The sequence below is a fragment of the Vibrio sp. CDRSL-10 TSBA genome (genome assembly GCA_039696685.1).
In the GTDB taxonomy this organism is placed as follows: Bacteria; Pseudomonadota; Gammaproteobacteria; order Enterobacterales; family Vibrionaceae; genus Vibrio.
In genome coordinates, this window is sequence record CP155566.1 from 2,503,717 (window position 1) to 2,521,558 (window position 17,842).

Sequence of the window (17,842 nt, forward strand, 5' to 3'; positions counted from 1 at the left end):
AACAATCACTATGCCGGGTATTCGAGCGCCGGCAAGTTTAACTTTAATTAGAGTATTTCATCTAATTTTCTGCCCAACTTTATTTAAAGCGTACAAAATGCGCTAAATAACGACTTCACCATTCGCATCACATATTCAGAAACAAAAAAAGCCAGCGGATGCTGGCTTTCGAATCAGAGCACTAAATAATTACTGCACTAAACATTGATAGAAGCTATCACTAAGCAGATGCAGGAACGTGAAATAGCTGCCCTGCTCAATCTTCACTTCAGTCCCCAGAGGGTCAAGAAACACCAATTTTCGCTTTACTGCCTCTGACAACCGTATCAATCACCGCAGGCTGAAACTGTGGTTCTGCAAACACACACTTTGCCTGATTATCAGCCAGAGACTGGCGGATACGGATCAGGGTTTTTGCGCCAGGCTTACGATCAGGACTGACCGTAAAGTGGCCCATGTTATTCAGGCCATAACGGTGTTCGAAGTAACTATAACCCTCATGGAACACATAATAAGGTACGGATTGCACTGCGTAGAGCTGAGAGCGGATTTCGCTGTCAGTCTCATCAGCCTGCTTGATAAAGCGCGCCAGGTTTTTGCGGTACAGGTCCGTGTGTTGCGGGTCCGTCTCCTCCAGGCGCTGAGCGATAACTCCGGCCGCTTGTTTAGCCTGCTCGACATTCAGCCAGAAGTGCGGATCATGAGAACCGTGCTCATGATGATGTCCTTCATGTTCTTCATGTTCTTCATCGTCGTGGTCATCATGATGGGCAACGTGCTCATCGTGATGGTCATGATCAGCATGATCGCCGTCGTTATGGTCATCGTTGTTCGCATGGTCGCCATGTTCTTCATGGTCGTCATGCTCTTCCCCTTCTCCGTATGCTCGCAGGACCAGTTGAGGTGATTTTTCCAGTGTCAGCACGTTACTATGACTGGCCAGAGCGCGATCAAGGAAGGGTTCCAGGTCTTCTCCGAACCAGATAATCAGGTCGGCACTATGAATCCGCTTTACATCTGAGGGACGAAGCGCATAATCGTGCGGTGAAGCATTCGCTGGTAACAACACATCAGGTTCAGCCACACCGGCTGTCAGCTCATGGGTAATCATCTGAATCGGTTTAATACTGGTCAGTATATTGGCCGCCAAAGCAGAATTTGAAGCAGCCGCAAGCGCGGTTAGTAAGGCAATTCTGGGTAGCATGAGGATGTTGTCTCCGAGCGATAGCGTTATTAGTTCATGAATGTTACATTATAACATCACCACTTTGCAAATGAGTTCCTCTTCCATGTCACCGCTTATTGAATTACAAGACATTCGCGTTGCTTTTAACCAACGCCAGGTCCTGGATAATGTCAGCCTCGCCCTTACCCGCGGTAAGATCACTACGCTGATTGGTCCCAACGGTGCAGGCAAGTCGACCCTGGTGCGTGTGCTGCTCGGTCTGCATGCGCCGGATTCAGGCCAGATCAAGCGCGCCAAAAACCTGCGTATCGGTTACGTGCCGCAAAAACTGAAACTCAACGATACCCTGCCGTTAACCGTAAAGCGTTTTCTGCAACTGGCGGGGAAATACAGTAAACAAGAACTGATTGAGGCTTTGCGTCTGGTTGGCGCCGAGCATTTGCTGCTCAATGATATGCACAAGCTGTCCGGCGGTGAAAGCCAGCGCATTCTGATTGCACGAGCTCTGCTGCGTCGTCCGGATCTGCTGGTCCTGGATGAACCGGCGCAAGGGGTTGATGTGCAGGGACAGATAGATCTGTATGATCTGATTGACACCATTCGCCAGCGTTTTGGCTGTAGTGTGTTTATGGTTTCCCATGATTTGCATCTGGTAATGGCTAAAACCGATAACGTTATCTGTCTGCATCATCACATCTGTTGCTCAGGCACTCCGGCTGCAATTACCCAGCATCCGAATTACATTGCCTTATTCGGACAACCAAGCCGCGAAGCGCTGGCGTTTTACCATCACGATCACGAGCACCATCATCATGATTTAGCCGGGCAGCCAGTAAAAGGCGATGCCCAGGATTGTTCTCATCATTCACATGGTCACCATCAACATGATTGAATTTCTGTTACCTTCGATTATCGCCGGGATTGGTATTGCCCTGATCGCCGGCCCGCTTGGCTCTTTTATCGTCTGGCGCCGTATGGCTTATTTTGGCGACACGCTGGCTCACTCTTCCCTGCTGGGACTGGCGCTGGGCTTTCTGCTCGATATCAACCTTTACCTCGCGCTACTGGTGTGCTGTCTTGGCCTAGCGGTGATTCTTGTGGCGATGCAAAAGCAAAAGCTGATTGCCACCGATACCCTGCTCGGCATCCTCGCGCATAGTGCGTTATCGCTCGGTCTGATTGCCGTCAGCTTCCTCGACAATGTCCGCATCGATTTGATGAGCTATCTGTTTGGTGACCTGCTCTCCGTCAGCCCGTCCGATCTGATCTTTATCTGGAGTGGTGTGATTGCCGTGGGTATTGCGGTATTTCTGTTCTGGCGCCCGCTGCTGTCGAGCAGTATCAACGAAGAAACTGGCATCGGTGGAAGGGACCAATACCGACTTGATGCAACTGATTCTGATGCTGCTGATTGGTCTGGTGATTGCGGTCGGTATGAAGTTTGTCGGCGCACTGATCATGACGTCATTGATGATTATTCCGGCGGCCACCGCGCGCCGCATTGCCAAAACACCGGAACAGATGGCGGCCATGGCATCGGCTATTGGTATGATTTGCGTGTTATCCGGTTTGTCACTGTCATGGCATTTCGATACGCCGGCTGGCCCTTCTGTCGTGGTCAGCGCGACCACCATGTTCATTCTGAGCCATTTTTTCAAGCGTACCTGATAGGTTGGATGAATTCCGAAACTCGCTGAGTTATTCGTCATTCGTCAGGTAATGCGGACAGGCTTAAACAACAAGTCTCCGCATTCAACACGGTCTGCCCTTCCTACTGGCAGCGGATAAAAACTGGCAGCGATAAAAAAACCCGGGAAATCCCGGGTTTTCTCTATTCGCACAGCGAATTACCAGCCAGTCACTTCACGCAGTGCTGAACCGATATCTGCCAGGCTTTTCACTGTTTTCACGCCTGCTGATTCCAGTGCCGCAAACTTCTCGTCTGCCGTACCTTTACCACCAGAGATGATTGCACCGGCGTGGCCCATGCGCTTGCCCGGAGGAGCAGTCACACCCGCAATGTAAGAAACAACCGGTTTGGTTACGTTCTCTTTGATGAACGCCGCCGCTTCTTCTTCCGCAGTACCACCGATTTCACCGATCATAACGATCGCTTCAGTTTCCGGATCTTCCTGGAATAGTTTCAGGATATCGATGAAGTTAGAACCCGGAATCGGGTCGCCACCGATACCAACACAGCTTGATTGACCAAAGCCTTCATCAGTGGTCTGTTTTACTGCTTCATAAGTCAGTGTACCTGAACGAGAGACGATGCCGACTTTACCTTTACGGTGAATGTGGCCAGGCATGATACCAATCTTACACTCATCCGGAGTGATAACACCCGGACAGTTAGGACCGATCATACGTACGCCGGTTTCTTCCAGTTTCACTTTCACGTCAATCATATCCGTTGTCGGGATACCTTCAGTGATAGTGACGATAAGCTGGATGCCCGCATCAATCGCTTCCAGAATCGCATCTTTACAGAAAGGTGCTGGTACGTAGATAACGGTTGCAGTTGCACCTGTTGCTTCTACTGCTTCACGAACGGTGTTGAACACTGGCAGACCCAGATGTGTTTGACCGCCTTTACCCGGAGAAACACCGCCGACCATTTGCGTGCCGTAAGCGATCGCCTGTTCTGAGTGGAAGGTACCCTGTCCGCCGGTAAAACCCTGACAGATTACTTTGGTGTCTTTGTTAATTAATACAGACATTATTTGCCCTCCGCTGCAGCAACAACTTTCTGCGCTGCGTCAGTAAGCGACTCAGCTGCAATGATATCCAGACCTGACTTAGCCAGTACTTCGCGGCCCAGGTCCGCGTTAGTGCCTTCAAGGCGAACGACAACAGGTACAGTTACGCCGACCTCTTTAACAGCACCGATGATGCCTTCTGCGATCATGTCACAACGTACGATACCGCCGAAGATGTTAACCAGTACGGCTTTTACATTGTCATCAGACAGGATAATCTTGAACGCTTCTGCAACGCGTTCTTTAGTTGCGCCGCCGCCGACATCCAGGAAGTTCGCTGGTTTGCCGCCGTGCAGGTTGACGATGTCCATGGTACCCATTGCCAGACCGGCACCGTTTACCATACAACCTACGTTACCATCCAGAGCAACATAGTTCAGTTCCCATTGCGCTGCGTGCGCTTCACGGGCATCTTCTTGTGAAGGATCGTGCATTTCACGCAGTTTTGGCTGACGGTACAGTGCGTTGGAGTCGATGTTGATCTTACCATCCAGACACAGCAGGTTACCTTCACCGGTCAGAACCAGAGGGTTGATCTCCAGCAGAGCCAGGTCGTACTGAGCGAACATCTGGCCCAAGCCCATGAAAATTTTAACGAACTGTTTGATCTGATCGCCTTGCAGGCCCAGTTTGAATGCCAGTTCGCGGCCTTGGTATGCCTGAGGGCCAACCAATGGGTCAATCGCTGCTTTGTGAATCAGTTCCGGAGTCTCTTCCGCAACTTTCTCGATTTCCACACCACCTTCAGTTGATGCCATGAAAACGATACGACGGGTCGAACGGTCAACAACAGCACCGAGGTACAGTTCGTTGGCAATGTTTGACGCTTCTTCTACCAGGATCTTAGTCACTGGCTGACCATTCGCATCTGTCTGGTAAGTGACCAGGTTTTTACCCAGCCATTTCTGTGCAAATTCTTTGACACCTTCTTTGGTGTCGTGCAGTTCTACACCGCCCGCTTTACCGCGGCCACCAGCGTGAACCTGACATTTAACAACTTTTTTTGCCGTCGAAATACGGCCAGCCGCTTCAAAAGCTTCCTGTGGCGTATCACATGCATAGCCTTCTGGCACAGGCAAACCGAATTCTGCAAACAGCTGTTTGGCTTGGTATTCATGCAAATTCATTGTTCTATTCCGTTTGTTCTTCCCTTAAGGGACTTATAATTTCCATGACGCGTTCACAGTGACTGTCGCGCGTCTGTAGGGTCTTCTCAAATAAACTGCGCAAGACAGTTCATATGAAGGCCGGACGTTGAGCAGTCTAGCCTTAGCCGCAATCAAACGTCTAGCTATCTGCGATAACTAGACGTTTCAGCGATATTAAACGTCTAACAGGAGACGTGTTGGGTCTTCCAGCAACTCTTTGATGGTTACCAGGAAACCAACCGACTCACGACCGTCGATTAAACGGTGGTCGTAAGACAGCGCCAGATACATCATTGGCAGGATTTCAATCTTGCCGTCAACAACCATGGCACGGTCCTGGATTTTGTGCATACCCAGAATAGCCGCTTGTGGCGGGTTGATGATTGGCGTTGACATCAGGGAACCAAACACACCACCGTTGGTGATAGTGAAGTTACCGCCAGTCAGTTCGTCAACCGTCAGTTTGCCGTCACGACCTTTCACTGCCAACTCTTTGATGCCTTTTTCGATCTGAGCCATACCCAGTGTATCTGAGTCTTTCAGTACCGGAGTCACCAAGCCACGTGGCGTAGAAACCGCGATGCTGATATCGAAGAAATTGTGGTAAACAATCTCGTCGCCGTCGATTGACGCATTTACTTCAGGGAAACGTTTCAGCGCTTCGGTCACCGCTTTGACGTAGAAAGACATGAAGCCCAGACGGATGCCGTGTTTCTTCTCAAACACATCCTGGTACTGCTTACGCAGATCCATGATAGGTTTCATGTTGACTTCGTTAAACGTTGTCAGCATAGCAGTGCTGTTCTTCGCTTCCAGCAGACGCTCAGCCACACGCTTACGCAGACGGGTCATAGGAACGCGTTTCTCACTGCGTGCTGCAACCGGAGCCTGTACAGGTGCTTCTTGTGCTGCCTGAGGCGCTTTCTTATCAGCCGCCAGGAAGGCTTCGATGTCTTCGCGAGTGATGCGACCACCAACACCGGTGCCTTTCACCTGAGACGCTTCCAGGTTGTGTTCAGCCAGCAGACGGCGAACCGCCGGGCTCAGTGCATCATTGCTCTCTTCAGTCAGTGTCGCTTTATGGCGTTTGTCTGGTGAAGATTCGCTTGCACTGGTGGTGTCTTTAGTCGGCTCACCGGCAACCGCGCCTTTTTTGATGCGAGCCAGCAGCTGCTTAGACAGTACGGTCGAGCCTTCATCTTCCAGAATCGCTTCCAGCACGCCATCTTCAGGAGCCGGAACTTCCAGTACTACTTTGTCGGTTTCAATTTCTACAATCACTTCATCGCGTGCAACGACATCACCTGGTTGTTTGTGCCATGTCGCAACGGTCGCGTCTGCTACTGATTCAGGTAAATCTGGAACCAGAATTTCAACTGTCATATCTGTGTCTTCCTTTTAGTTCTAGTTCTTAAGCTAGGGTCAGAGCGTCTTCAACCAACGCTTTCTGTTGTTTCAAGTGTACCGACATGTAACCTACTGCTGGTGAGGCAGAAGCAGGACGGCCTGCATATTTCAGATCCGCACCAGCTGGGATGGCTGCGCGGAAGTTGTGCTGGCTAGAGTACCAGGCGCCTTGGTTTTGCGGCTCTTCCTGACACCAAACATAGTCCACCACATTGGTGTACTGGGCGATAGCAGCCTGTACTTCTTCAATCGGGAATGGGTACAGCTGTTCGATACGTACAATCGCAACGTCTTCCTGCTCGTTGCTGCGGCGCTGTTCCAACAGGTCGTAGTAAACCTTACCTGAACAGAACACCACGCGTTTCACCTTGGCAGGATCCAGGGTGTCGATTTCCGGAATCGCGGCCTGGAATGCTCCTTCAGCCAGATCTTCCATGCTGGAAATACACAGCGGATGACGCAGCAGCGATTTCGGTGACATCACGATCAGCGGACGACGCATCTTACGCACCACCTGACGACGCAGCATGTGGTAAACCTGAGCCGGAGTCGACGGTACAACAACCTGCATGTTCTGCTCAGCACACAACTGCAAGTAACGCTCCAGACGAGCTGACGAGTGCTCTGGGCCCTGACCTTCATAACCGTGTGGCAGCAGCATAGTCAGGCCGCACAAACGTCCCCACTTCTGCTCGCCGGAAGAGATGAACTGGTCAACAACCACCTGAGCTCCGTTGGCAAAGTCACCAAACTGCGCTTCCCAGATAGTCAGGCCGCCTGGTTCTGCTGTGGCATAACCATATTCGAACGCCAGTACGGCTTCTTCTGACAGAAACCGAGTCGATCACTTCGAACGGACCCTGGTTGTCGTGAATGTTGCTCAGCGGGATGTAAGTGCTGGCATCACCCTGGTTGTGCAGAACTGAATGACGGTGGAAGAAGGTACCACGACCTGAATCCTGACCGGAGATACGGATACGTTTGCCGTGATCCACCAGAGTAGCGTACGCCAGTGTTTCCGCCATACCCCAGTCGAGCATTTTCTCACCGGAAAGCATCGCGCGACGGTCGTTGTAGATTTTATCGACCCGGCTTTGCAGCTTGTGGCTTTCAGGATACTGACAAACGCGCTGACCCAGTTCTTGCAGACGATCAAGCGGGTATTGGTTGTCCCACTCTTCATTCCACTCATGGCCCAGGTATGGTGACCAGTCAACCGAATGCATCGTCATCGGACGCCACTCTTTCACCACAACTTCGCCACGGTCCAGAGCATCACGATATTCATTCACCAACTGAGTCGCGGTTTCGATATCGCTTTCTTTACGGTCGATCAGCACATCCGCGTACAGCTTACGTGGTGTCGGATGCTTTTTGATTTTCTGATACATCAGAGGCTGAGTCGCATTTGGCTCATCCGCTTCGTTGTGACCATGACGGCGGTAACATACCAGGTCAATCACTACGTCGCGTTTGAACTCATTACGATAATCCAGCGCCAGACGGGTGACGAAAGCAACCGCTTCCGGATCATCCGAGTTAACGTGGAAAATCGGCGCCTGAACCATCTTCGCAATGTCCGTACAGTACATGGTCGAGCGAGTATCACGAGGGTTGGAGGTAGTAAAGCCGACCTGGTTATTCACCACGATGCGAACCGTACCGCCCACGCAGTAACCGCGCGCCAGAGACATGTTGAAGGTTTCAGCCACGACACCCTGACCGGCAACAGCAGAGTCACCGTGGATGGTAATTGGCAGAACTTTGCTGCCGTCATCGTCGCCGAGACGATCTTGGCGAGCTCGTACCGAGCCCATAACCACAGGGTTGACGATTTCCAGGTGTGACGGGTTGAATGCCAGTGCTAAATGCACATCACCACCAGGCGTTGCAAAGTCAGCCGAGAAACCCTGGTGATATTTCACATCACCTGTACCCCAGGTTTCGTCATGCTTACCCGCAAACTCATCAAACAGGTCCTGCGGTTTCTTACCCAGAAACGTTGACCAGCATATTCAGACGGCCACGGTGCGCCATACCGATGACCACTTCACGCATACCGGTTTTACCCGCATGACGAATCAGTTCTTTGGTCATTGGAATCATCGCGTCGCCACCTTCCAGAGAGAAACGCTTCGCACCTGGGAATTTTGCACCCAGATAGCGTTCCAGACCTTCAGCTGCGGTCAATTCTTCAAGGAAAGTTTGCTTTTCATCCAGAGTGAACGACGGCTGTCCGACTACAGGCTCAAGACGTTGCTGAATCCAACGTTTTTGCTCTGTGTCCGTCATGTGCATGTATTCTGCACCAACCGAGCCACAATAGATGTTGTTGAGAGATTGATAGATGTCTTTCAGACGCATGGTTTCTTTGCCGACTGCAAATGAACCTACGTTGAAAGTTTCTTCCATATCTTCGGCAGTCAAGCTGTGGAAAGAAGGGTCTAATTCCGCCACAGGTGGGCGTTTCCACAATCCGAGAGGGTCCAATTGTGCTGCTTCGTGTCCGCGGAAGCGGTACGCATTAATCAGCTGCAGGACTTTTACTTGTTTTGCATCGACTTCAGGATCACTGACTTGGACACTGTAATGCTTTGTTTCTTGAGCGAGTCGTCTGAAGTAGTCACGGACACGTGAATGCGGTTGTTCTACCACACTGTCGGGTTGCGCAGGCAGCCCTTCAAAAACACGTTTCCACTCCTCACTTACCAGATCGGGATCACTTAGATACAGTTCGTAGAGGTCCTCTACGTAAGTTGCATTGGCGCCAGCCAAGTGTGAAGACTCGAGCCATGCCTTCATCACGCCGTTGTGCATTATTTTCCCTTAACCAGTAGTTTTCACGTTTGCTCCGGTCTACGCCGAGCTAATAAACGCAGGCCCGAAGGCCTGCAATTTTTATCTAAACCGAACGGTTTACCAGCATCGACTTGATGTGGCCGATTGCTTTCGTCGGATTCAATCCTTTAGGACAAACACTTACACAGTTCATGATGCCGTGACAACGGAAAACGCTGAATGCATCATCAAGATCGGATAAACGTTCGTCTGTCGCGGTGTCGCGGCTGTCGATCAACCAACGGTAAGCGGCAAGTAAGCCCGCAGGACCGATAAATTTGTCCGGATTCCACCAGAATGATGGGCAGGAAGTTGTACAACATGCACACATGATACATTCATACAAGCCATCAAGATGTGCGCGATCTTCAGGAGATTGAAGATTCTCACGCGATGGTGGTAATGCGTCGTCTGCAATCAGGAATGGTTTCACTTTGGCATAGTTATCGTAGAACTGAGTCATATCAACGATCAGGTCACGAATTACCGGCAAGCCTGGCAGCGGACGAATCACGATTTTGTCGCCTTTCAACGCCGACAACGGAGTGATACACGCCAGACCATTTTTACCATTCATGTTAAGACCGTCCGAACCACACACACCCTCACGGCATGAGCGACGGAACGCAATCGACGGATCTTGCTCTTTCAGCAGAATTAACGCATCCAGAACCATCATATCCGAGCCTTCTTCCACTTCAAGCACATAGTCTTTCATGTAAGGCTTTTTGTCGACATCCGGGTTGTAGCGGTACAGAGAGAAGTTCATTTTCATCAGTCAGTCCTCCTCTTAGTAAGTACGTACTTTTGGCGGGAAACGCTTCGCGGTGAACCGGCGTCATGTTGACATCACGCTTGTTCATCTGCTCGGTTTCCGGATTGTAAATCGAGTGGCACAGCCAGTTTGCATCGTCACGATCAGGGAAGTCGAAACGAGCGTGGGCACCGCGGCTTTCGGTACGGTAGTTCGCTGCAACCGCAGTCGAGAACGCGGTTTCCATCAGGTTATCCAGCTCCAGACACTCAACGCGCTGGGTGTTGAATTCCTGTGACTTGTCCGCCAGATGCGCATCTTTCAGACGTTCACGAATCACTTTCAGCTCTTCCAGGCCGTTGGCCATTGCATCGCCTTCACGGAATACCGAGAAGCTGTTTTGCATGCAACGTTGCAGGTCTTTGCGGATTTGCACCGGATCTTCGCCGCCTTTGCTGTTTTCCCAACGCATGGTACGCGCCAGTGAAGCTTCAATGTCTGACTCAGTTGCCGGACGAGCTTCAGCCTGAGCAGCCAGAGTTTCACCCAGGTGCAGGCCGGTTGCACGACCAAATACCACCAGGTCAAGCAGCGAGTTGCCACCCAGACGGTTAGCACCGTGAACCGATACAGAAGCGATTTCACCACAGGCAAACAGACCCTGAACTTCAACGTCCTGGCCAGCTGCCGTTTGTTTGATAGCCTGACCGGAAACCTGTGTTGGAACACCACCCATCATGTAGTGACAGGTCGGGATAACCGGGATCGGTTCTTTAACCGGATCAACGTGAGCAAAGGTACGCGACAATTCACAGATACCAGGCAGACGAGACTCAAGCACATCTTTACCCAGGTGATCCAGTTTCAGCTTGATGTGCGGGCCCCACGGACCATCGCAACCGCGACCTTCACGGATCTCAATCATCATTGAACGCGCCACCACGTCACGACCAGCCAGGTCTTTGGCGTTTGGTGCGTAACGCTCCATGAAACGTTCGCCGTCTTTATTAAGCAGGTAACCACCTTCACCACGACAGCCTTCGGTCACCAGCACGCCGGCGCCGGCAATGCCGGTTGGGTGGAATTGCCACATTTCCATATCCTGCATAGGTACGCCAGCACGCAGAGCCATACCAACACCATCACCAGTGTTAATGTGTGCGTTAGTGGTCGATGCGTAGATACGGCCTGCACCACCCGTTGCCAGAACGGTTGCCTTCGCTTTGAAGTAACAAATCTCGCCGGTTTCCATGCACAGTGCGGTACAACCCATCACAGCACCATCCTGGTTTTTGACCAGATCCAGTGCGTACCATTCTGAGAAAATGGTGGTTTTATGTTTAATGTTTTGTTGATAAAGAGTATGTAGCAGGGCGTGACCAGTACGGTCAGCCGCGGCTGCAGTACGTGCTGCCTGCTCGCCACCAAACTCTTTAGACTGGCCACCAAACGGACGCTGGTAGATAGAGCCGTTTTCGAAACGAGAGAATGGCAGACCCATTTTCTCCAGCTCAATTACCGATTCCGGGCCATTTTTACACATGTATTCGATAGCGTTTCTGGTCACCGATGTAGTCAGAACCTTTTACGGTGTCATACATGTGCCATTGCCAGTTATCTTTGTGCGAGTTGCCCAGTGCCACTGTGATACCGCCTTGCGCCGATACAGTGTGAGAACGAGTTGGAAACACTTTTGACAACAGAGCACAAGTCAAACCTTGCTCTGAAATTTGCAGTGCTGCACGCATGCCAGCACCACCTGCGCCGATTACTACGGCATCAAACTCACGAACTGGAATAGTCACTTACGCACCCCACAATACAAATAGGCCAGAGAAAAAGTATCCGAACAACACGGCAATAACCACAAGCTGCAAACCGCCACGCAGTTTAGCGCACTTGACGTAGTCGGTCAGAACCTGCCACAAGCCTATCCAGCCGTGGATAAGGATGCATACCAAGGCCAGCATAGTGAACACTTTGGTAAACGTGCCGCCGAAGAACTCGGTCCAGGAAACGTAAGAGATATCAGTAAATGCACAAAAGGCAACGATATAGATGGTGTACAGTGTCATGATGATTGCGCTGGCGCGAATCAACAGAAAATCATGAACCCCGTTACGACCAAATGAGGAAACGTGTTTTACCATACCAAAACCCCCGCCAACAGAGATAGAACCACAGTAGCGCCGAACGCCACTTTCGCGCTCTGCGCACCGGACTCAAGCTCTTCAAAATAGCCAAGGTCCATGAGTAAATGACGAACACCACCAGCGATGTGGTATGCCAATGCGGTCAGAATGCCCCACAGAACAAATTTCACGAAGAAACCGCCAACGATATCGCTCGCTTCGATGAACCCTTCTGGAGAGGATAATGAAATGGATAATAACCAAAGCAGAATTCCGATTGCTACAAACGTAATAACCCCCGCCACGCGGTGAAGGATAGAAGCGATTGCTGTGATCGGAAAGCTGATGGTCTGCAGATCTAAATTAACAGGTCTAGACTTTCTTTCTTTCACGGGCTTGCTCACTCAGCTCCATTGAGCATTTATAGTTATGGATGAAATTTGGTGGCAAACCCACAAAAGTTAACATTTATTTAACCTTTACCCGCTTCAACACCGGAACAAAGTTGTAAAATATTTGTTAACACAAGAGAGAAGCTATCACCTCACCGTTATAGCTAACCCTTATTTTATAAGGTTTCCACCAAAATTTGCCACGCCAATATACGGCTAGCAACATTCTACAACAATTGATGTAACAATTTTTGCTACACAGAACAGATTTTTAACTTTATATGTATAAAAAATCAAAGTAAGTGCACACATCGGGTGAGATTAATTGACTTTAACCAAGATCAGACGTACAAGAATGGCACACAAACATCCTGGACGGATTAAATAATAAACAAAGGAGATTGTTATGGCAGATAAGAAAGCGACCCTTCATATCGAAGGCAAAGCGCCAATCGAACTGCCGATTATGGATGGCTCACTGGGCCCTCAGGTAATCGACGTTCGTAAATTAGGTTCAAATGGTTACTTCACTTTTGACCCTGGTTTTCTTGCCACTGCATCTTGTGAATCTCAAATCACTTATATCGATGGCGCCAAAGGTGTTCTGCTACACCGCGGTTTCCCTATCGACCAGTTAGCCAATAACGCTGATTACCTGGAAGTGTGTTATATTCTGCTTTACGGTGAAGCCCCTAATCGCGATCAGTACGAAGAATTCAAACGTACCGTTACTCGTCACACTATGGTCCATGAGCAAATCGCAAGCTTTTTCCACGGCTTCCGTCGTGATGCTCACCCAATGGCAGTAATGTGTGGCGTGGTGGGTGCCCTGGCGGCCTTCTACCATGATTCACTGGACATCAACAACGACTCGCACCGTGAAATCGCTGCGTACCGTCTGCTGTCTAAAATGCCGACACTGGCAGCAATGTGTTATAAATACTCAACAGGTCAACCGTTTATCTACCCACGTAATGACCTGGGTTACGCTGAAAACTTCCTGCACATGATGTTCGCAACACCATGTGAAGAGTATGAAGTGAACCCGGTTGTCGCTCGTGCGATGGACAAGATCTTTACTCTGCACGCAGACCATGAACAAAACGCCTCGACTTCAACAGTTCGTCTGGCTGGTTCTTCTGGTGCTAACCCATTCGCATGTATTGCCGCAGGTATCGCATCGCTATGGGGGCCGGCTCACGGTGGCGCGAACGAAGCGTGCCTGCGTATGCTGGAAGAGATCGGTTCAGTTGATCAGATCCCTGAGTATGTTGAACGTGCGAAAGACAAAAATGACCCATTCCGTCTGATGGGCTTCGGTCACCGTGTGTACAAAAACTACGATCCACGTGCAACTGTAATGCGCGAAGCGTGTCACGAAGTGCTGAAAGAGCTCAGCATCAAGGATCCACTGCTGGATGTAGCGATGGAACTTGAGCGTATCGCGCTGTCTGATGAATACTTCATCGAGAAGAAACTCTACCCGAACGTAGACTTCTATTCAGGTATCATTCTGAAAGCGATCGGTATTCCGGTATCTATGTTCACCGTAATCTTTGCGATGTCGCGTACTATCGGCTGGATTGCTCACTGGAATGAAATGCACAGCGACCCGGGCAGCCGTATCGGTCGTCCACGTCAGCTGTACACTGGTCAGGGTCTGCGTGACTTCGTGCCACTGCACGAACGCGAATAATAGCCAGATGTTTGTTGTGTAATAATAAAGAGCGAGGCCTGGCCTCGCTCTTTTCATTGCTATCAAGCTTTACGTTCACACCATCCGTTAGACCGGATTATCGATATCGACAAATTCAACCTCAAATCCGTGCTCGTCCGCCAGCCATTCTCCCAGCGCCTTCACCCCATAGCGTTCTGTTGCGTGATGACCCGCAGAGAAATAGTGAATGTTGAGCTCACGAGCGCTGTATGTAGTGCGTTCTGATATTTCACCGGAGATAAACGCATCCATGCCCTGCGCTGCCGCCAGTTCAATATAATCCTGACCACCACCGGTACACCAGGCGACTTTTCTAATCGGTTTGTCTGCCATCTCCGGGGCAATGTGCAGCGGCGCCCGGTTGAGTACCTGGCTGATGCGTTGTGCCAATTGCTCTCCGCTCAGCTCCTCCGCCAATGAGCCATACATCGCCACCGATTGCGGATGTCCTTCCAATCCGCCTTCAACCGTAATACCAAGTCGCTTCGCCAGTTGCGCGTTATTACCCAGCTCAGGATGGATATCAAGCGGTAAATGGTAGGCCAGCAGGTTGATATCATGCTTAATTAACTGACGGATGCGCGTACCTTTCATACCGCGAATCGCCTCATTTTCACCTTTCCAGAAGTAGCCATGATGGACCAGCAAAGCATCAGCCTTAAGCTCTATCGCTTTATCTATCAGCGCCTTAGAGGCCGTCACACCGGTAACAATTTTTTTTACTTCCGATTTACCCTCAACCTGCAAACCGTTCGGGCAATAATCTTTAATCAGCTGTGGCGACAGTGTGTCGTTGAGCAACGTTTCAAGTTGTAAATTATTCATCATTGGTCCCATTGCCTGATATTTATGGCGTGGTTATAACATTTTCATTTTAAAACTGACAATTTCCCGCTTACGCTACCAATTTCGCGCTAAAATGTCGAAAAGAACGCTGACGGAACGAGACAACTATGGATCTGGAACAACTCACTCACTGGGTAGCCACTACCCCATCACTGTTTGAATCTTCCCCGCCGATTGCCGGTACACCACCATTTCGTAAGCCCATACCGCAGAAATGGGCTGAATATCAGGGCAACCGTCGTCTGGGCTTTCTTTATCAGCATTTGTGTTTACAACTTTTCTCTGCCACACCGCGTTACCACTCTGTATCTGAAGAAATTCAGCTCAATCAACAAGGCCGTACGCTGGGCTCCATCGATTTTATCGTTAAAAACAGCAAAACCGATCAGTATGAGCACTGGGAAGTCGCGGTAAAATTTTATCTGCTCCAGAATGGGCTGTGGTACGGCCCGAAACGCCCAGGACCGGCTGGATCTCAAACTGACTCATATGCTCAACCATCAGTTGCCGATGTCAACCAACGATGCGTTCATCACAACCTATCCTTTATGGGCCAATGCACAACCCAATTTGCTGATGCAGGGGCGTCTGTACGTCAATCCGTTCGAGCCGGAAACCGTGCCCGAAGACTGTCTGGGTTTTCGCCTCAATCAGTCACAGGTCAGCGGATACTGGTGTTACGATCATCAGTTCGCTCAGATAGAAGAACCACTTTACCTGCTGGACAAGTCACAATGGCTGACCGGGCGCGGCCCGGATGGCGAGCATTTCCGTGGCGACGCCGACGGTTTTGTTCACTGCCAGAGTGAATCCGGTCAATTCTGGTTTGTGGTTCCGCGCGACTGGCCGAACAATATCGGCAAGTAATCTGAACGCCTCTGACAAACACGCTGTACGCAGGCAGATAAATCGCAAACTGCAGACATAAAAAAGAGGCGCTAATTGCGCCTCTTTGCATTGTGGTCTTCAACCGTCTTACTCAGCCAATCATAGTCCGGCGTCTTTAAACACCTGGTTAACGATATCCTGAGCTTCTTGCTCAATTTGCTGCAGATGTGCTTCGCCTTTGAAACTCTCGCAGTAAATCTTGTAGATATCTTCAGTGCCGGAAGGACGCGCCGCAAACCAGCCAAAGTCACTGGTCACTTTCAGGCCGCCGATCGCTGCACCATTACCCGGCGCATGGGTCAGGCGCGCAGTAATCGCATCACCAGCCAGAGTCTGGGCTGAAACCATCTCAGGTGACAGCTTTTTCAGTACCTCTTTTTGCGGGCCGTTCGCAACAGCCTGAATACGGTTATAGTGTGAATCACCATGTTTAGCCGCCAGCTCGTCATAGTACTGCTGCGGCGTTTTACCGGTTACAGCCGTAATTTCTGCGGCCAGTAAACACAGAATGATGCCGTCTTTATCGGTTGACCAAGGCGTACCATCTTTACGCAGGAACGAAGCGCCAGCGCTCTCTTCGCCACCAAAACCAAAACTGCCGTTATACAGCCCGTCCACAAACCATTTAAAGCCGACCGGCACTTCGCACAATTCACGGCCCAGATCCGCGACCACTTTATCAATCATGGCGCTGGAAACCAGAGTTTTGCCTACAGCAACGTCCTGCCCCCAACCTTCACGATGGCGGTACAGGTAATCAATACACACGGCAAGGAAGTGGTTCGGGTTCATCAGCCCTTTCGGCGTCACGATGCCATGACGGTCGTAATCCGGGTCATTACCAAACGCCAGATCATACTCATCTTTCAATGCCAGCAGACCGGCCATCGCATACGGCGACGAACAGTCCATACGAATGACACCGTCTTTATCCAGTGACATGAACTGGAAGCTCGGATCAATCGCTTCGCTGACCAGAGTCAGGTTCAGGTTGTAGGCCTTGCCGATCTGGCGCCAGTAATCAATACCACTGCCGCCGAGCGGGTCCACTCCCAGTTTCAGGTTAGCTTTTTGAATCGCTGCCATATCAACCACATTCACCAGGTCGTCAATATAAGGCTTAACCAAATCGACCTGCTTGAACAGCTCAGACTGTTTCGCCTCGCCAATCGACAGGCGTTTTACCCCCTTCATCCCCTCGGCAATCAGCTGGTTAGCACGGTTTTCAATCGCCTGGGTCAGCTCACCTTCCGCCGGACCACCATGGGTCGGGTTATATTTGATGCCACCGTCTTGGGGCGGGTTATGTGACGGGGTAATGACGATACCATCCGCTTTTTCGGCGTGGTCACGATTGTAGGTCAAAATGGCATGGGAAATACCCGGCGTCGGCGTATATCCGTTGTCCTGCTGGACAATGACTTCAACGCCGTTGGCGATCAGTACTTCAATCACGCTGCTGAAGGCAGGCTCGGACAAAGCATGGGTATCTTTGCCCACGAACAGCGGACCTGAGGTCTTCTGCTCTGCACGGACTTCAACGATCGCCTGGGCAATCGCCAGAATATGGTTTTCGTTAAATGTAGATTTGTCCGCAGTACCGCGATGCCCTGAAGTGCCAAATTCCACTTTGTGTTGCGGATTGCTCGGATCAGGTTGCAACAGATAGTAGTTAGCAACAAGCGCGGGAATGTTATGCAGGTCTTGCTGTTGGGCTTTTTGTCCTGCACGTGGGTGCATTGGCATAGGAGACATCCTTTCAGAAATAACGACAA

General features: G+C 50.5%; 11 protein-coding genes and 4 pseudogenes. 4 read left to right on the plus strand and 11 right to left on the minus strand.

The genetic code is table 11. The annotated features are described in order from the left end of the window. Nucleotides 1-283: 283 nt before the first annotated feature. Nucleotides 284-1,204: a zinc ABC transporter substrate-binding protein ZnuA gene (znuA, locus tag ABDK09_19210; protein XAW89048.1), complete on the minus strand. Its 921-nt coding sequence runs from the start codon at nt 1,202-1,204 to the stop codon at nt 284-286. 85 nt (nt 1,205-1,289) lie between these two features. Between znuA and znuC the strand changes: the two genes are divergently transcribed. Together znuC and znuB are read left to right on the plus strand one after the other, a co-directional pair. Beyond that, a complete protein-coding gene (znuC, locus tag ABDK09_19215) occupies nt 1,290-2,078 on the plus strand; it encodes a zinc ABC transporter ATP-binding protein ZnuC (protein ID XAW89049.1) in 789 nt (262 codons plus the stop codon). After that, nucleotides 2,071-2,854 (plus strand): annotated as a pseudogene (gene znuB / locus ABDK09_19220) (zinc ABC transporter permease subunit ZnuB). Before znuC ends, znuB begins: the two are co-directional and overlap by 8 nt. 179 nt (nt 2,855-3,033) lie before the next feature. On the opposite strand, the gene sucD reads toward znuB, so the two are convergent. From sucD to sdhC, 8 genes and pseudogenes are all read right to left on the minus strand, one after another. Continuing rightward, nucleotides 3,034-3,906, minus strand: coding sequence for a succinate--CoA ligase subunit alpha (gene sucD / locus ABDK09_19225; GenBank protein ID XAW89050.1), 873 nt, complete (start codon nt 3,904-3,906; stop codon nt 3,034-3,036). Then, nucleotides 3,906-5,072 (minus strand): ADP-forming succinate--CoA ligase subunit beta, encoded by a 1,167-nt coding sequence (sucC, locus tag ABDK09_19230; GenBank protein ID XAW89051.1) that lies wholly within the window; start codon nt 5,070-5,072, stop codon nt 3,906-3,908. Before sucC ends, sucD begins: the two co-directional genes overlap by 1 nt. 195 nt (nt 5,073-5,267) lie before the next feature. After that, complete coding sequence (odhB, locus tag ABDK09_19235) at nt 5,268-6,476, minus strand: 2-oxoglutarate dehydrogenase complex dihydrolipoyllysine-residue succinyltransferase (protein XAW89052.1); 1,209 nt, start codon at nt 6,474-6,476, stop codon at nt 5,268-5,270. Between the two features lie 28 nt (nt 6,477-6,504). Then, a pseudogene (gene sucA / locus ABDK09_19240) lies at nt 6,505-9,317 on the minus strand (2-oxoglutarate dehydrogenase E1 component). 85 nt (nt 9,318-9,402) lie between these two features. Further along, complete coding sequence (locus tag ABDK09_19245; GenBank protein ID XAW89053.1) at nt 9,403-10,113, minus strand: succinate dehydrogenase iron-sulfur subunit; 711 nt, start codon at nt 10,111-10,113, stop codon at nt 9,403-9,405. A 22-nt stretch (nt 10,114-10,135) separates the two neighbouring features. Further along, nucleotides 10,136-11,897 (minus strand): annotated as a pseudogene (gene sdhA / locus ABDK09_19250) (succinate dehydrogenase flavoprotein subunit). Then, the gene (gene sdhD / locus ABDK09_19255; protein ID XAW89054.1) at nt 11,898-12,242 is read right to left on the minus strand and encodes a succinate dehydrogenase, hydrophobic membrane anchor protein; all 345 of its coding nucleotides are present in this window, start codon (nt 12,240-12,242) and stop codon (nt 11,898-11,900) included. Continuing rightward, nucleotides 12,236-12,628, minus strand: a complete 393-nt coding sequence (sdhC, locus tag ABDK09_19260; GenBank protein XAW89055.1) for a succinate dehydrogenase cytochrome b556 subunit — start codon at nt 12,626-12,628, stop codon at nt 12,236-12,238. The genes sdhD and sdhC overlap by 7 nt, the downstream gene beginning before the upstream one ends. A gap of 394 nt (nt 12,629-13,022) precedes the next feature. Here sdhC and ABDK09_19265 point away from each other — a divergent pair, with 394 nt between their 5' ends. Beyond that, on the plus strand, nt 13,023-14,312 hold the full coding sequence (locus ABDK09_19265; GenBank protein ID XAW89056.1) for a citrate synthase: 1,290 nt from the start codon (nt 13,023-13,025) through the stop codon (nt 14,310-14,312). An 87-nt stretch (nt 14,313-14,399) separates the two neighbouring features. On the opposite strand, the gene ABDK09_19270 is transcribed toward ABDK09_19265, so the two are convergent. Then, on the minus strand, nt 14,400-15,158 hold the full coding sequence (locus ABDK09_19270) for a Nif3-like dinuclear metal center hexameric protein (GenBank protein XAW90784.1): 759 nt from the start codon (nt 15,156-15,158) through the stop codon (nt 14,400-14,402). A gap of 128 nt (nt 15,159-15,286) precedes the next feature. Here ABDK09_19270 and ABDK09_19275 point away from each other — a divergent pair. Then, nucleotides 15,287-16,046, plus strand: a pseudogene (locus ABDK09_19275) (DUF1853 family protein). Between the two features lie 120 nt (nt 16,047-16,166). On the opposite strand, the gene pgm reads toward ABDK09_19275, so the two are convergent. Next, nucleotides 16,167-17,813: a phosphoglucomutase (alpha-D-glucose-1,6-bisphosphate-dependent) gene (pgm, locus tag ABDK09_19280; protein XAW89057.1), complete on the minus strand. Its 1,647-nt coding sequence runs from the start codon at nt 17,811-17,813 to the stop codon at nt 16,167-16,169. Nucleotides 17,814-17,842: the final 29 nt, after the last annotated feature.

Coding starts and splice junctions, on each gene's coding strand:
- ABDK09_19265 (XAW89056.1), top strand. CDS start 13,023: ATGGCAGATAAGAAAGCGACCCTTCATATCGAAGGCAAAGCGCCAATC.
- ABDK09_19245 (XAW89053.1), bottom strand. CDS start 10,113: ATGAAAATGAACTTCTCTCTGTACCGCTACAACCCGGATGTCGACAAA.
- ABDK09_19270 (XAW90784.1), bottom strand. CDS start 15,158: ATGAATAATTTACAACTTGAAACGTTGCTCAACGACACACTGTCGCCA.
- sdhD (XAW89054.1), bottom strand. CDS start 12,242: ATGGTAAAACACGTTTCCTCATTTGGTCGTAACGGGGTTCATGATTTT.
- sucD (XAW89050.1), bottom strand. CDS start 3,906: ATGTCTGTATTAATTAACAAAGACACCAAAGTAATCTGTCAGGGTTTT.
- odhB (XAW89052.1), bottom strand. CDS start 6,476: ATGACAGTTGAAATTCTGGTTCCAGATTTACCTGAATCAGTAGCAGAC.
- pgm (XAW89057.1), bottom strand. CDS start 17,813: ATGCCAATGCACCCACGTGCAGGACAAAAAGCCCAACAGCAAGACCTG.
- znuA (XAW89048.1), bottom strand. CDS start 1,204: ATGCTACCCAGAATTGCCTTACTAACCGCGCTTGCGGCTGCTTCAAAT.
- sucC (XAW89051.1), bottom strand. CDS start 5,072: ATGAATTTGCATGAATACCAAGCCAAACAGCTGTTTGCAGAATTCGGT.
- znuC (XAW89049.1), top strand. CDS start 1,290: ATGTCACCGCTTATTGAATTACAAGACATTCGCGTTGCTTTTAACCAA.